Genomic DNA, 13352 nt, shown 5'->3' on the forward strand with positions numbered 1-13352 from the left:
AGAATGGCGCATGGTGGCGGCTGTTACAAACGAGACGACGGCGTTCATCCATAAGGTTGGCTTATGTCTGATCCTCTTTCCCGCATCCCGGTCGACGCGCTTCGCGTGTTCGAGGCGGCGGCGCGTCTGCTCAGCTTCACCCGCGCGGCCGAGGTTCTGGGCATGAGTCAGGCGGCAGTCAGCTGGCGCATCCGCGATCTGGAGCAACGGCTGGAGCGGCCCCTGTTCACGCGCGGCACGCGGCAGGTGGCCCTGACGCCCGAAGGCGAGCGCTTGGCCACGGCGGCGACCGAGGCGATGACCCTGCTGCGCCGCGCCGTGGCCGAGGTGATCGAGACCGACCAGGGCGTGCTGGCCGTCACTACGCTGCAGACTCTGGCGACCCAGTGGCTGGCGACGCGGCTGGGGTCTTTCCAACTGGCCAACCCGGACCTGGCGGTGCGTGTGGACACCAGCCCAGTCCTGTCCAGCCTCAGCGCGGACGGGTTGGACGTGGCGCTGCGCTTCGGTTCGGGCCGCTGGCCTGGACTGGAGAGCCGTTTCCTGATGCCGGCCGTCTTCACGCCCGTCTGCACCCCCGCCATGCGCGACCGGCTGGATCTGAAGACGCCTGCTGATCTGAAACGCGCCCATCTGGTCGGAGAGCCGGAGGAGTGGGCGGCCTGGTTCGCCGCCGCCGGGGTGGCGCCCGCCGACGCCGCCCCGTCGCCGCGTCTGACGGCCGACAACCAGGCGATGGAGGTGGCGGCGGCGCTGGGCGATCAGGGCGTGGCCCTGGGTTCGCCCATCCTCTACGGCCGCGAGATCGAACGGGGGCTTCTGGTCCGGCCGTTCAAGGAGACCGTCGCCCTGGCCGAGGGCTATTGGCTCTGCTACCCGCCCGGCCGCCGCCTGACCCCCAAGATCGCCCGTTTCCGCGACTGGGTGCTGGACACGGCGCGGACCGACCCGGCGGTGGTCGAGGGCGCGCGGCTGGCGGGGCGTGAAGTCGGAGAGGCGGGTGAATAGTCCTTCATCGCCTCGATGAAGAAGGAAAAGAAAAGGGCGGGATCCTTCGATCCCGCCCTTCCGTCGTTTGAGCTTTGAGAAGCCGGACTTCCTTAGAAGTCCATGCCGCCCATACCGCCCATGCCGCCCATGTCGGGGGCGCCGCCGGCCGAGGCCTTCTTCGGCGCGTCAGCGATGGCGGCTTCCGTGGTGATCATGATGCCGGCGACCGAGGCGGCCGATTTCAGAGCCGAACGGACGACCTTGGCCGGATCGATCACGCCCATCTGGACGAGGTCGCCGTACTCTTCGGTCTGGGCGTTGAAGCCGAACGAGGCGTCGGTCGAGTCCATGACCTTGCCGACCACGATCGAACCTTCGACGCCCGAGTTCTCGGAGATCTGACGGATCGGAGCCTGCAGGGCGCGGCGCACGATGTTGATGCCGGCGTTCTGATCGGCGTTGACGCCCTTCAGATCGATCAGCTTCTTGGAGGCTTGCAGCAGGGCCACGCCGCCGCCCGGGACGATGCCTTCATCGGCAGCGGCGCGGGTCGCGTTCAGGGCGTCGTCGACGCGGTCCTTCTTTTCCTTCACTTCGACTTCGGTCGAGCCGCCGACGCGCAGGACGGCGACGCCGCCGGCCAGCTTGGCCAGACGCTCTTGCAGCTTCTCACGGTCGTAGTCCGAGGTGGTGTCCTCGATCTGACGCTTGATCTGGCCGACGCGAGCCTCGATGCCGTCCTTCTCGCCCGAACCTTCGACGATGGTGGTGTCGTCCTTGGTGATGGAGACCTTCTTGGCCTTGCCCAGCATGTCCAGAGTGACGGTTTCCAGCTTGATGCCGAGGTCTTCAGAGATGACCTGGCCGCCCGTCAGGATGGCGATGTCTTCCAGCATGGCCTTGCGGCGGTCGCCGAAGCCCGGAGCCTTGACGGCGGCGACGCGCAGGCCGCCGCGCAGCTTGTTGACCACCAGGGTGGCCAGGGCTTCGCCTTCGATGTCCTCGGCGATGATCAGCAGGGGGCGGCCCGACTGAACCACGGCTTCCAGCACCGGCAGCATGGGCTGCAGCGAGGTCAGCTTCTTCTCGTGGAGCAGGATGAGGGGCTCTTCGAGGGCGACCTCCATCTTGTCCGGGTTGGTGATGAAGTAGGGCGACAGGTAGCCGCGGTCGAACTGCATGCCTTCGACGATGTCGACGGTGGTTTCGGCCGTCTTGGCTTCTTCGACGGTGATGACGCCTTCGTTGCCGACCTTGGCCATGGCCAGGGCGATCAGCTCGCCGATTTCAGCGTCGCCGTTGGCCGAGATGGTGCCGACCTGGGCGATTTCCGAGTTGTTCGAGACCGGCTTGGAGATGGTCTTCACTTCGTCCAGGGCCACGGCGACGGCCTGGTCGATGCCGCGCTTCAGGTCCATCGGGTTCATGCCGGCGGCGACGGCCTTCAGGCCCTCTTGCACGATGGCCTGAGCCAGGACGGTGGCGGTGGTGGTGCCGTCGCCCGCGTTGTCGTTCGCCTTGGAGGCGACTTCGCGGATCATCTGGGCGCCCATGTTCTCGAAGGCGTCTTCCAGCTCGATCTCTTTGGCGACCGAGACGCCGTCCTTGGTCGAGCGCGGGGCGCCGAACGACTTCTGGATCACGACGTTGCGGCCCTTCGGACCCAGGGTGACCTTGACGGCGTCAGCCAGGACGTTGACGCCCTTCAGCATCTTGTCGCGGGCGTCGGTGTTGAACTTTACGATTTTAGCGGCCATGCGGGCTGCTCCTATCTATAAGATTTTAAATCAGAAACCGGAAACCGAGGCGCGTCTTACGACAGCACGCCCAGGACGTCGGATTCCTTCATGATGATCAGGTCTTCGCCGTCGATCTTCACTTCGCTGCCCGACCACTTGCCGAACAGGACGCGGTCGCCGGCCTTCAGCTCCAGGGCGACGAACTTGCCGTCTTCGTCACGGACGCCGGGACCCACGGCGACGACTTCGCCTTCCTGGGGCTTTTCCTTGGCCGTATCGGGGATGATGATCCCGCCCTTGGTCTTGGATTCTTCTTCAACGCGCTTGACCAGCACGCGATCGCCGAGCGGACGAAACGCCATCTGAGTAACTCCCGTTAGGATGTTGGTTCCAGCCCTCGGAGCCCACGACTTTGGCAGTCGCCCTCCCCGAGTGCTAACGACCGGGGAGTTAGGCAGGGGGAGGGGGGGCGTCAAGGGCGATGCGGCCTGAAATCGGCGCCCAGATGAAGCGAAAATGAACGACCGCCGCCGAGGTCGTTCAGACAGGCGCCGCTAGAAGGGGGACAACGGATCAACCGGCTTTCGAAAGGAGCCCGCCATGAAGACCCTGTTCAAGATCGGCGCCGGCGCTATCGCCCCTGCTCTGGTTGTGACGATGCTGGCTTCGACCCCGGCTGCGGCCCAGCATTATCGCGACCGCGATCGCGACAACACCGGCCGTGACGCCGTCCTGGGCGCCGTGGTCGGCGGCGTCGCCGGCGCCCTGATCGGCCAAGGCGACGGACGCTATGTCGCGGGCGGCGCCTTGGCGGGCGCCGCGCTGGGCGCGGCCTCGTCCTCGAAAAACGACGACTGCGGCTACTACCGCGGCGGCCGCTGCTATCGAAACCAGGGCCACTGGGAGCGCGAGCACGGCATCAACAGCCGCGACGGCTATTACAACGGCCGTTATGAGCGCAACGACGGACGCTATTACCGCGACGGCCGCTATTGGCGGAACCACGGCGAATGGCGCAGCTATCAGAACCGCCGCGACCGCGATCGTGATCGCGACTACCGCTACGACCGTCGCTGGTAGGCGGGGATGAGATGAGGAAAGGCTCGGCCGCATGGCCGGGCCTTTTTTCATGCGCGGGCCTATTCGAAGCCGCTGCCGCGTTCGGCGCTCGGCAGCAGTCGTCCCATGACCGTGACGAAGAAGGCCACGGTCCAGCCCAGAAGAATGGCGCCGTTGATGCCTTCGATCGCGCCTAGCAGTTTCCATTCCGGATCGATGGAGGCGTCGCCGTAGCCGATGGAGCCGTAGCTGATGGACGAGAAATAGACGGCTTCGCGTAGATCGGGCACGGCTTCCAGCAGGTAGAAGAGGGCGGCGTAGCTCCAGATCTCCAGCCCGTGGATGACGAAAAGACCCAGCACCAGAGTCACCGTATAGAGGGCGCCGCGCGTGGACAGGGGGTTGAGGCGGACCGCTGCCGGAGCCGGGCTTTCGCGCGCTTCCAGGGCGGCCAGCACGCGACCCAGGCAGAGCAGTCCGATCGCGTGCGTTCCCACGGTCAGCAGCACCATGGCGGTGGCGACCGTCAACTCCAGCATCATGTCCATGGTCGTTTCGCCGTGTGTTGCGCGATCACACCTTAGCATCGGCGGCTTGTGTCACGGAACCGGGCTTCCGACGGCGGCCTATCTGGAGAGAGCGGCCGCGCGCACTAGCGGTCTCTACTGATCGACCTGCGCCGCGCGCCTGGCGGGACCGATCAGACCCAGGTGGGTGAGGCCGAAGGCTTCAGGCGACTTGAGCCCATAGCCGAGCGCGCGGTCGAACCCGATGTGCGCCAGCCAGATCAGGCTGAGCGCGGTCGCCAGGGGCGCGGCGCCCAGGAGGCCCGCGCTCGCCAGCGCCAAGGGTCCGATCAGGCTGTGCGCCAGATTATAGGCCCATGCGCCTGCGCGCGGACCCGCCAGATAGCCGGCGAAGGAGAGGTCAGGAGCCAGGAAGAGAACGACGAACAGCGCCCAGCCCTGGCCGAAGCGACTATAGGCCAGGGCGGCGAGGACGAGCAGGGCCAACCCCTCCAGCCGCTGCCAGGTCGGGGCGACGACGGTCACGCCGTCAGCCGCCGCAGCAGGTCCGCCGTGGAGGGGTCGAGGTCCGCCGAGGGCGCGCCTGCGGCGGCGTCCTTCAGCAGGGCCTTGGCCAGAACCTTGCCCAGCTCCACGCCCCATTGGTCGAAGCTGTTGATGTCCCACAGGACGCCTTCGACGAAGGTCTTGTGCTCATAGAGGGCGATCAGGGCGCCGAGGGTCTGGGGCGTCAGCCGCTCCATCAGAATGGCGGTCGACGGTCGATTGCCGGGAAAGGCCTTGTGCGGCGCCAGGCGGTCGGCTTCGTCCTCCGAGGCGCCGGAAGCGATCAGTTCGGCGCGGGCCTGGGTTTCGGTCTTGCCCTGCATCAGGGCCTGGGCCTGGGCCAGGGCGTTGGACCATAGATAGGTCGAGGGCGTCTCTTCGCAGGTGCGGCTCACGATGATGAACTCGACCGGCACGACCTGCGGCCCTTGATGCAGTTGCTGGAAGAAGGCGTGCTGACCGTTGGCGCCCGGCTCGCCGAAGATGACGGGGCAGGTCTGGCGGCCGACGGGCGCGCCGTCGCGTCGCACCTGCTTGCCGTTCGATTCCATCTCGAGTTGCTGCAGGAAGGCGGGCAGGCGGCGCAGGTCGTGGGCGTAGGGGGCGATGGTGCGCGCCGGGCGGTGCAGGCCGTCGACGTTGTAGATCTCGGCCAGAGCCAGAAGCACCGGCGCATTCCTCTCCAGCGGGGCCTCGAGGAAGTGGCGGTCCAGGGCGGCGGCGCCGTCGAGGAAGCCCTGGAACGCGTCCCAGCCCAGGCCGATGACGCAGGACAGGCTGACCGCCGACCACAGGGAATAGCGCCCCCCAACCCAGTCCCGGAATGCAAAGGTGCGGCCGCAGCCGAACGCCGCCGCCTTTTCCGGAGCGGCGGTGACGCCGATGAAGTGTTTCGCCATCCCCTCGGCGGGCAGGGCGGCGGCCAGCCAGGCCTTGGCGGCCTGAGCGTTCAGCAGGGTCTCCTGAGTGGTGAAGCTCTTGGAGACGACGATCACCAGGGTGGTTTCAGGATCCAGCCCGATCAGGGCCTCGGCCATGTCGCGCGGGTCGATGTTGGCGACGAAGCGCAGGTCGATGGCCGGGTCCAGAGGCCGCAGGGCGTCCCAGATCAGGCGCGGTCCCAGATCGGACCCGCCGATGCCGATATGGAGCACCGTCTTGAAGGGGCGTCCGCTCGCGCCTGTTTCATTCCCGGACCGCAACGCTTCGGCGTAGGCTTTCATCTCGGCGCGCACGGCCTCGACTTCTGCCGAGACAGGTTCTTCCAGCACGTGGAAGTCGGCGCCGTCCGGCGCGCGCAGGGCCGGGTGCAGCACGGCGCGGCCTTCGGTCAGATTGACCGCCTCGCCGTTGAACAGGGCGGCGCGGCGGCCTTCGACGTCGCAGGCGCGGGCCAGGTCCAGCGCGGCTTTCAGGCCCGCGTGGGTCCAGCTCTGTTTGGACAGATCGATGTGCAAGCCGGCCACGTCCAGCGTCAGCCGCGCCAGCCGGTCGGGGTCGGCGGTGAATTGATCCGGGATTCGCGCATCCGCGTCCCGTCGGGCGGCGGCCTCGAGTTCGGCCCAGGCGGCGTGCGGCATTGTCGTCTCCCCATGGCGGTCCCGGCTTTTGGCCCGGCGCTTGCAAGCTCTGGTTTACGGCTCAGGCCGTGAAGAGTTCAATCCAAGACTGGGTCAACAAGGATTTCCTGGCGGAAGTCCGCCGTCTCGGTCTCTTGTGAAAGGCACGCCATGTCCTGCGGAATAGCTCTCGCTGTCGCCCTGATGCTGGCCGATCCCGCGGTCGCTGAAGCCGCCGCCCTGCCGCCGGTGGCCCCGGCCGCACCGGTCTCGGTGGCCCACGAGCCTCTGTTCGCCGATCTGGCGGCCCGTTCGGGCGCCCTGAAGACCATCGTCGACGGCTGGCTGGCCTCGGGCGAGGCGGACAAGGCCGGCTTCTTCACCGGCGCGGCCTATGGCGCGTTCAAGACCCAGGCGACGGACCTGGCCCAGCGCGACATGCAGGGTCATCTGATCCTCAAGGAGCGCGGCACGGACAATGATCTGAAGTGCATCCTGCGCGGCATCTCGGAAGACATTCCGGTCAAGGTCGCGGCTCTGGAAGGCGCGTCTGACGCAGCCGCGCGCAAGCTGGCCCTCGACGAGCTGTCCTATCTGCTGAACGACAACGTCGAGGTCATCACCTCGCCGCCTCAACCTGAGGCCTAGCCTCGGCTTGAGGTTTGGTTGCTTGGCCCATCGCGCTTCGCGCGACTTGAGGCTCTGCTTGGAAGGGACGCTCAGCCCTCGATCGTCTCAGGGTATTTGATGGCGCAGCCGTAAGGCGCAGCGTAGGCGGTCTGGACCGCGCGACCGGCCTTGGCGTCGGCCAGAGCGGCGCGGACGAAGTTGTTGGCTCCGTCCAGATCCTCGACCTTATTGGTCGGCCGGTCGTCGATGCCGCCGACGTAGATCAGCCGTCCCTCGGGATCGATGATGCGCATGTCGGGCGTGGTCTTGGCGGCGTAGCGTTTGCCGACCTCGCCGGTCGGGTCGAGCAGCAGGTGGGTGAAAGCGGCCTGGTGCTTGGCCTTCCAAGCCTGCGCCTCCTCGCCCTCGACGAAGCCCTGGGTTCCCGGCGCCGAGGAGATGATGGTCAGCCAGACCACGCCGTCGGCGGTCGCCTCGCGCTGCAGGGCCTGCATGGCGCCGGTGTAGTGCTTCTTCACGAAGGGACAGCCTTCGTTGGTCCACTCCAGCACCACCGTCTTGCCGCGGAAATCGGCCAGGGAGCGCTGCTGGCCCTCGGCGTCGACCAGGGTGAAGGCCGGGGCCGTTTCGCCGGGCGCGGGCGCCTCGGTCGCTTCGGGCGCGACGACGGCGGTTTCGGACCGTTCAGGCGATGCGGCGGGCGGCTGCTGGCAGGCGGCGAGCAGCAACAGAGAGGCGGAGGCGGCGGTCAGCTGGCGGAACATGGCGGTCTCCTCGGGGTGATAGGTCAGCGGGCGGCGGCGTCCTTCAGGGCGTCGATGACGACGCCTTCGGTCAAGAGTTGAGGCAGGATGCGCGGCTCGGGCCGGCCCGGCGCATAGACAAGGTAGAGGGGCACGCCCGAGCGGCCGTGGCGTTGCAGTTCGGCGGTGATGGCGTCGTCGCGCCGCGTCCAGTCGCCGACCAGATAGGCGACGTTCGCCTGTTCCAGCGTCTCAGCCGTACGGGCCGAGGACAGGGCCGTGCTCTCATTGACCTTGCAGGTCACGCACCAGTCGGCGGTGAAGTTGACCAGGACCGGGCGCCCTTCGGCCATGGCGGCCTTCACCGCCTGTTCGGACCAGGGCTGGGACGGCAAATGGGTCGAAGCGCCTGCGCTGTCCGGGGCGGCGGGCGCGGCGCGCCCCGCCAGGACGCCGAGGGCCAGCGCCGCGATCAGGGCCAGCAGGGCGGCGGCGCCCGCGGCCCGGCCCTTGCCGGATGCGGCGGCCTGGCTTCGGCCATAGAGCCACAGCGCCAAAGCCAGCAGCAGCCCGGCCCCGAACAACAGGGCCAGGGCGTCGGCGGTCTGGCGGCCATAGACCCAGGCCAGCCACAGGGCGGCGCCGTACATGGGGAAGGCCAGCAGATTGCGTAAGCTCTCCATCCACGGGCCGGGTTTCGGCAGACGGGCCAGCAGACGCGGATTGAGGCTGATCAGCACATAGGGCAGGGCCAGGCCCAGCCCCAGCATCAGGAAGACCGCCAGGGCCATCGGCCAGGGCATGAACAGGGCGGCGCCGAGCGCAAAGGCCATGAAGGGGGCGGTGCAGGGCGCCGCGACGATCACCGCCAGCACCCCGGTGAAGAAGGCGCCCGCCGCGCCGGGCAGGCGCGACAGCGGGCCGTGTCCGGCGCCTTGAAGCCCTGCGCCTACATGGAAGACGCCCGACAGGTTCAGCGCCACCGCCAGCATCAGCAGGGCCAGAGCCGCCACCACGCCCGGCGATTGCAACTGGAAGCCCCAGCCCAGAACCTGACCGCCCGCGCGCAGGGCCAGCAGCGCGCCCGCCAGAAGCAGGAAGGTCGCCAGCACTCCGGCCAGGAAGGCCAGACCGTCGCGGCGCGCCTCGGCCGGTTCATGGGCGGCGCGGCTGAGCGAGGCCGCCTTCATCGCCAGGATAGGGAAGACGCAGGGCATCAGATTCAGGATCAGGCCGCCCAGCAGGGCGAACAGCCCCGCCTTGGCGAAGTCGGACAGGTCGGTGGCCGAAGCGTCCGCCTGCGCGCCCTCGCCGTCGCCGATATCGCCCTGGCCCGCGACGCCCGTCAGGGCCGCGCCCGGTTCGGCCGTGATCTCCCAGGCGCCCAGATCGGTGGACAGGACGCCGCCGATCGGTCCGTTCAGACCGTTGGTCGCCAGGCCGCGCCCGGCGGCGACGGTCAGGGTCAGCCCCTGCGGTCCGCGTTCGCCCGACTGGGCGGCGGCGTGGTCGATCACCCCGCCCTCGAACGGATAGAAATAGGCCCACTTCGGCGCCGCGCCCGCCAGCGGGCCGCCGCCGGCCGTCAGGGTCAGCTTTCCGTCGACCAGGGCGGCGCGGGCTTCGATGCCGGCGGGGCGGGGGGCGCCGGCGACCACGTCCTGAACCGCCTGGCCGAAGCGGGCGTCCAGCGGCGCTGCGCCCTCGCGCACCGGCAGATCCAGCGCGAGGTCGAGGTCTTCGGGCACGCACATCTCGTCGCTGCAGACGTAGAAATGGGCGGTGACGCGCAGCGGCAGGCTGCGTCCCGGCGGCGTGTTCGCTGGAATCTCGATCGGCACGGGCAAGAAGACCGTGTCTGAATAGCCGTAGTTCATCAGGCTCTGCAGGCGCTGGCGCTCGGGCAGGGGCCACAGGATGTCGCCGGGCGTCAGGCCGCTCGGCAAGGCCCAGGTCAGGGTCGTCGGCCCGCCGGAATCGCCCTGGTTGCGCCAATAGGTGTGCCAGCCGGGCTTGATCTTCTGGCGGATGGCGAGGACGGCGGTCGAGCCGGGCGTGGCCCAGGCGCCCATGGCGACCAGTTCGGCCTCGATGCGTTCGGTGCGTTGGGGGCCGGGCGCGACGGCGGCCTTGGGGGCGGGGGCGGCGCCGGCGGCCAGGGCGTCGCGCAGGGCGGCTTCGGACGCGGGCGCGGATGGGGACGCCGCCGCCGGAAGGGCGAAGGCGAACCAGGTCAGCAGAAGAAGGAGGATGCGCAAGGACGACGCCGGGAACAGGACCAGGGAAAGGCGCGACCTTAGACCCTCAAGCCTCGCCTATCCACGGCCCGCGACGGCGGGCCGCAGTCGGCCGTCTGGGGCGTCAGCGCGGGGCGACGACCTCGATCAGCACCTCGGTGCGGCGCCGCAGGGGATTGTTGACGCCGCCGACCACGGCGCCCTGGGCGCCGGAAGCCTCGATGTCGAAGGCCGGGGCGGGCAGGCCGGCGCCGGCCAGGGCCTCGGCCACGGCGCGGGCGCGCTGTTCGGAAATGGTCTGGTTGGCGGTGGCCGTGCCGCTGCGGGCGTCGGCCAGGCCCGTCACCTTGACGTGCTTGATCTGGCAGCCCTGAAGCTGGGTCGCGGTCATGCCGATGGCCTGGCGGGCGGCGTCGGTCAGGGTGGCGCGGTCGGGGACGAAATAGACCTCGAACCGCTTGTCGGCGCAGGCGGACGGGTTGCTGACCAGATCGCTGCGCTCCTTATATCCGCTGGTGGCGGCGCACCCGGCTGCGGCCAGGCCGGCGGTCAGCAGAACGACTGCGGAAACAAGCTTCATGTCAGGCCCCTCGCGCGCGCCGTGCGGCGTGCGCGCCCTCCAGCAAAAAGGGCGACCCGCGCCATGCGGATCGCCCTTTCAGATTGTCCCGAAAACGCTTCGGGCGCCAGAGGCTAGAAGCCTGGATCAATAACGGCGTTGGCCGTTCTCCCAGTAGCACTCGGTCTGGCGGTTGTCGTAGCAGTAGTAGTAGCGGCCCTGGTTGTCGCGGTAACGCTGCTGGTTGTTGCGGTCCTGGTTCGAGCCGCGGATGGCCCCGGCCGCGCCGCCAGCCAGCGCGCCGATGGCCGCGCCCGTGGCTGCGTTGCCGCCGCCGACGTTGTTGCCGATGATGGCGCCGGCCACGGCGCCCAGACCAGCGCCGACAGCGCCCTGACGCACGGTTTCGTTCGAGCCGTAGCCGCCGCCGTAGTACGGGTCGCTGGCGCAGGCGGTCACCAGAAGACCGGCGCCGGCGATGGCGAGAATCGCCTTGTTCATGGTTCTGTCCTTCATCCCTTAGGGGGCACCCTTGAAGCTTCGATAACGCAGTCCGAAGAGGGCGGTTCCGAGGCAAAGCGACGCAAGCTTCACTTTAATTTTTCACCCGCTGTCGCATGTGCGGAACTGGCCGCGCGCGCAGGCGTTCGCCGCCCATGATCGACGCCCCGAATTTTCTGAGCGCCCTGGCCGCCGCCCCTTCGGGGCACGACACGGTCGAGGAGCCGCGTCCCCTGACAGGCGAGGTCCGGCTGGAGCGGATCATCATCCTGGTCAATCCCCTGTCCGGCGGCGTCGGACCGCAGGCGGCCGATGAGGCCGCCGCCCTGTTGGCGGTCTATCCCCTGCAGGCCGAGGTGGTGGTGCTGGAAGGCGCGCGCATCCCAGACCAGATCGGCGAGGCGCTGGCGGCGCGGCCGGACGCCCTGTTCATCCTGGCGGGCGACGGAACGGCGCGGTCGGTCGCCGCCCGCGCCGGGTCGGACGGTCCTCTGATCGCCCCCTTGCCCGGCGGCACCATGAATATGCTGCCCAAGGCCCTGTACGGCACGGGCGACTGGAAGGCGGCCCTCCGGCTGGCGCTGGAAGAGGGCGCGCCGCAGTACGTCTCCGGAGGGGAGGTCGAAGGCGAGGCCTTCTACTGCGCCGCCATCCTGGGCTCGCCCGCCCTGTGGGCCCCGGCGCGCGAAGCCATCCGCGAGGGCAAGCTGAAGATGGCCTGGACCTATGGCCGCCGGGCGCTGAAGAAGGCCTTCTCGGGTCGGGTGCGCTACGCGCTGGACGGCGGCGTGCGCGAGAAGGCCGAGGCCCTGGTGCTGATCAGCCCGCTGATCTCCAAGGCGATGGACAAGTGCGACGGGCTGGAGGCGGCGGCCATGAACACCGCTGACGCGGCCCAGGCCTTCCGTCTGGCCGCCCACGCCTTGTTCGACGACTGGCGTCAGGATCCGACCGTCACGACCCGCGGCGCGCGCAAGATCGAAGTTGAGGCCCGTTCCCGCATTCCGGCGGTGATCGACGGCGAACCCATGTTGCTGGGCCGCGCGACGGCGGTGAAATTCGTCCCGCGGGCCTTTACGGCTCTTGCGCCGAAGCCTCCGACGGGCGGGGACAGCGTCTAGTGGGTCTGGTCCTCCAGTTTTCAGACGTTCATTTCGGGTGCGAGCACGAACACGCGGTGGCGGCGGCGTCCGACTACGCCCGCGCGGCCGGCGCCGATCTGATCCTGATCACCGGCGACATCACCCAGAGAGGCTATCCGCGCGAGTTCGCGGCGGCGGGTGAATGGATCCGCGCCCTGCCCGAACCGGTCTTCGTCACCGTGGGCAATCACGACGTGCCCTATTGGGACGTGATGGCGCGGCTGTTCTGGCCGTGGCGGGCGTTCGAACGCGCGACCGGCCATCCGGCGCATGACCATGAGTTCCGCTCGGATCGGTTGATGGTGCGCGGCGTGACGACGGCGCGCGGCTGGCAGGCCCGGCCCAACTGGTCCAAGGGGGTCATCGATCTGGACCAGACGCGTCGGGCGGCCGAGGCCCTGCGCCAGGCGCCGATCGGAGCCTTGCGCGTTCTGGCCTGCCACCATCCTCTGGTCGAGATGATCGGCGCGCCCATGACCGGCGAGGTCAAGCGCGGCGAGCGGGCGGCCCGCATCTTCGCCGAGGCGGGCGTCGACCTGATCGTCACCGGCCATGTCCATGTGCCCTTCGCCCTGCCGATCGGGGTGGGGGATCAATGCTCCTATGCGGTCGGATGCGGGACGCTGTCGCATCGCGAGCGGGGGGCGCCGCCCAGCTTCAACCGGATCGAATGGGACGCCGAGACGGTGACGGTCTCGGCCGTGGCCTGGGACGGGCGTCGCTTCGCCGATCACCAGACCTGGCGGCTTCCGCGCCGTCGCGCCTGACGGCTTTAGCTTCAACCATGAAAAAGGGCCGCGACGGCATGGTCGCGGCCCTGATTTCAATGTCTGGCCGTTCGGCTAGATGCGCGGCCCGCCGCGTCCCCTCAGGCCGCCCACCAGCAGGGAGACGACGAACAGGATAACGGCGATGATGGCGATGAATTTGGCGATCTCAAACGACATGCCCGAGATGCCGCCGAAGCCGAGCACAGCTGCGACCAAGGCGATGATGAAGAAAATAATAGCCCAACGAAGCATAGGCGAACCCTCCGAAAGATGTTGACGGGAGCGGGCTTTCGACCTCTCCCGTCGATAGCGTCGCTTGCTTGAAACAACGCCTCGGAGACTTGGCCGTT

The 13352-nt window shown here is 68.6% G+C and carries 15 protein-coding genes; 5 read left to right on the forward strand and 10 right to left on the reverse strand.

The features are described from left to right. The first annotated feature begins 63 nt into the window (after positions 1–63). Positions 64–1008 carry a LysR substrate-binding domain-containing protein gene (locus FGL25_RS16230; RefSeq protein ID WP_138142274.1) on the forward strand — a complete coding sequence of 315 codons (945 nt, stop codon included), beginning with the start codon at positions 64–66 and terminating at the stop codon, positions 1006–1008. A gap of 92 nt (positions 1009–1100) precedes the next feature. Here the strand turns inward: FGL25_RS16230 and groL are convergent, their stop codons facing one another. Further along, the gene (gene groL, locus FGL25_RS16235; RefSeq protein WP_003166489.1) at positions 1101–2747 is read right to left on the reverse strand and encodes a chaperonin GroEL; all 1647 of its coding nucleotides are present in this window, start codon (positions 2745–2747) and stop codon (positions 1101–1103) included. A 56-nt stretch (positions 2748–2803) separates the two neighbouring features. Continuing rightward, the gene (gene groES, locus FGL25_RS16240) at positions 2804–3091 is read right to left on the reverse strand and encodes a co-chaperone GroES (protein ID WP_003166488.1); all 288 of its coding nucleotides are present in this window, start codon (positions 3089–3091) and stop codon (positions 2804–2806) included. Positions 3092–3329: 238 nt separating this feature from the next. Between groES and FGL25_RS16245 the strand changes: the two genes are divergently transcribed. After that, complete coding sequence (locus FGL25_RS16245; RefSeq protein ID WP_046652624.1) at positions 3330–3809, forward strand: hypothetical protein; 480 nt, start codon at positions 3330–3332, stop codon at positions 3807–3809. 59 nt (positions 3810–3868) lie between these two features. Here FGL25_RS16245 and FGL25_RS16250 read toward each other — a convergent pair whose 3' ends face one another. The 3 genes from FGL25_RS16250 to pgi all read right to left on the reverse strand — a co-directional run bounded on the left by FGL25_RS16250 (position 3869) and on the right by pgi (position 6441). Continuing rightward, positions 3869–4336 (reverse strand): ion channel, encoded by a 468-nt coding sequence (locus FGL25_RS16250; protein ID WP_040346401.1) that lies wholly within the window; start codon positions 4334–4336, stop codon positions 3869–3871. Between the two features lie 114 nt (positions 4337–4450). Next, complete coding sequence (locus FGL25_RS16255; RefSeq protein WP_167493257.1) at positions 4451–4840, reverse strand: DUF4260 domain-containing protein; 390 nt, start codon at positions 4838–4840, stop codon at positions 4451–4453. Continuing rightward, positions 4837–6441 (reverse strand): glucose-6-phosphate isomerase, encoded by a 1605-nt coding sequence (gene pgi, locus FGL25_RS16260; RefSeq protein WP_138142276.1) that lies wholly within the window; start codon positions 6439–6441, stop codon positions 4837–4839. The genes FGL25_RS16255 and pgi overlap by 4 nt, the downstream gene beginning before the upstream one ends. A gap of 150 nt (positions 6442–6591) precedes the next feature. On the opposite strand from pgi, the gene FGL25_RS16265 reads away from it, so the two are divergent. Then, positions 6592–7068 (forward strand): hypothetical protein, encoded by a 477-nt coding sequence (locus FGL25_RS16265; protein WP_138142277.1) that lies wholly within the window; start codon positions 6592–6594, stop codon positions 7066–7068. Positions 7069–7139: 71 nt separating this feature from the next. On the opposite strand, the gene FGL25_RS16270 is transcribed toward FGL25_RS16265, so the two are convergent. The 4 genes from FGL25_RS16270 to FGL25_RS16285 form a co-directional block, all read right to left on the reverse strand. Further along, the gene (locus FGL25_RS16270; protein WP_138142278.1) at positions 7140–7814 is read right to left on the reverse strand and encodes a thioredoxin family protein; all 675 of its coding nucleotides are present in this window, start codon (positions 7812–7814) and stop codon (positions 7140–7142) included. A gap of 23 nt (positions 7815–7837) precedes the next feature. Next, positions 7838–10051, reverse strand: a complete 2214-nt coding sequence (locus FGL25_RS16275) for a protein-disulfide reductase DsbD family protein (RefSeq protein ID WP_138142279.1) — start codon at positions 10049–10051, stop codon at positions 7838–7840. A gap of 103 nt (positions 10052–10154) precedes the next feature. Beyond that, positions 10155–10610, reverse strand: coding sequence for an OmpA family protein (locus FGL25_RS16280; protein WP_252970230.1), 456 nt, complete (start codon positions 10608–10610; stop codon positions 10155–10157). Between the two features lie 126 nt (positions 10611–10736). Further along, a complete protein-coding gene (locus FGL25_RS16285; RefSeq protein WP_046652618.1) occupies positions 10737–11090 on the reverse strand; it encodes a YMGG-like glycine zipper-containing protein in 354 nt (117 codons plus the stop codon). 155 nt (positions 11091–11245) lie between these two features. Between FGL25_RS16285 and FGL25_RS16290 the strand changes: the two genes are divergently transcribed. After that, positions 11246–12211: a diacylglycerol/lipid kinase family protein gene (locus FGL25_RS16290; RefSeq protein ID WP_052747997.1), complete on the forward strand. Its 966-nt coding sequence runs from the start codon at positions 11246–11248 to the stop codon at positions 12209–12211. Beyond that, positions 12211–12999, forward strand: coding sequence for a metallophosphoesterase family protein (locus FGL25_RS16295; RefSeq protein WP_138142280.1), 789 nt, complete (start codon positions 12211–12213; stop codon positions 12997–12999). Before FGL25_RS16290 ends, FGL25_RS16295 begins: the two co-directional genes overlap by 1 nt. A 75-nt stretch (positions 13000–13074) precedes the next feature. Here the strand turns inward: FGL25_RS16295 and FGL25_RS16300 are convergent, their stop codons facing one another. Then, positions 13075–13254 carry a DUF1328 domain-containing protein gene (locus FGL25_RS16300; RefSeq protein WP_003166483.1) on the reverse strand — a complete coding sequence of 60 codons (180 nt, stop codon included), beginning with the start codon at positions 13252–13254 and terminating at the stop codon, positions 13075–13077. Positions 13255–13352 lie beyond the last annotated feature (98 nt).

The sequence above is a fragment of the Brevundimonas vancanneytii genome (assembly GCF_901421975.1).
In the GTDB taxonomy this organism is placed as follows: domain Bacteria; phylum Pseudomonadota; class Alphaproteobacteria; order Caulobacterales; family Caulobacteraceae; genus Brevundimonas; species Brevundimonas diminuta.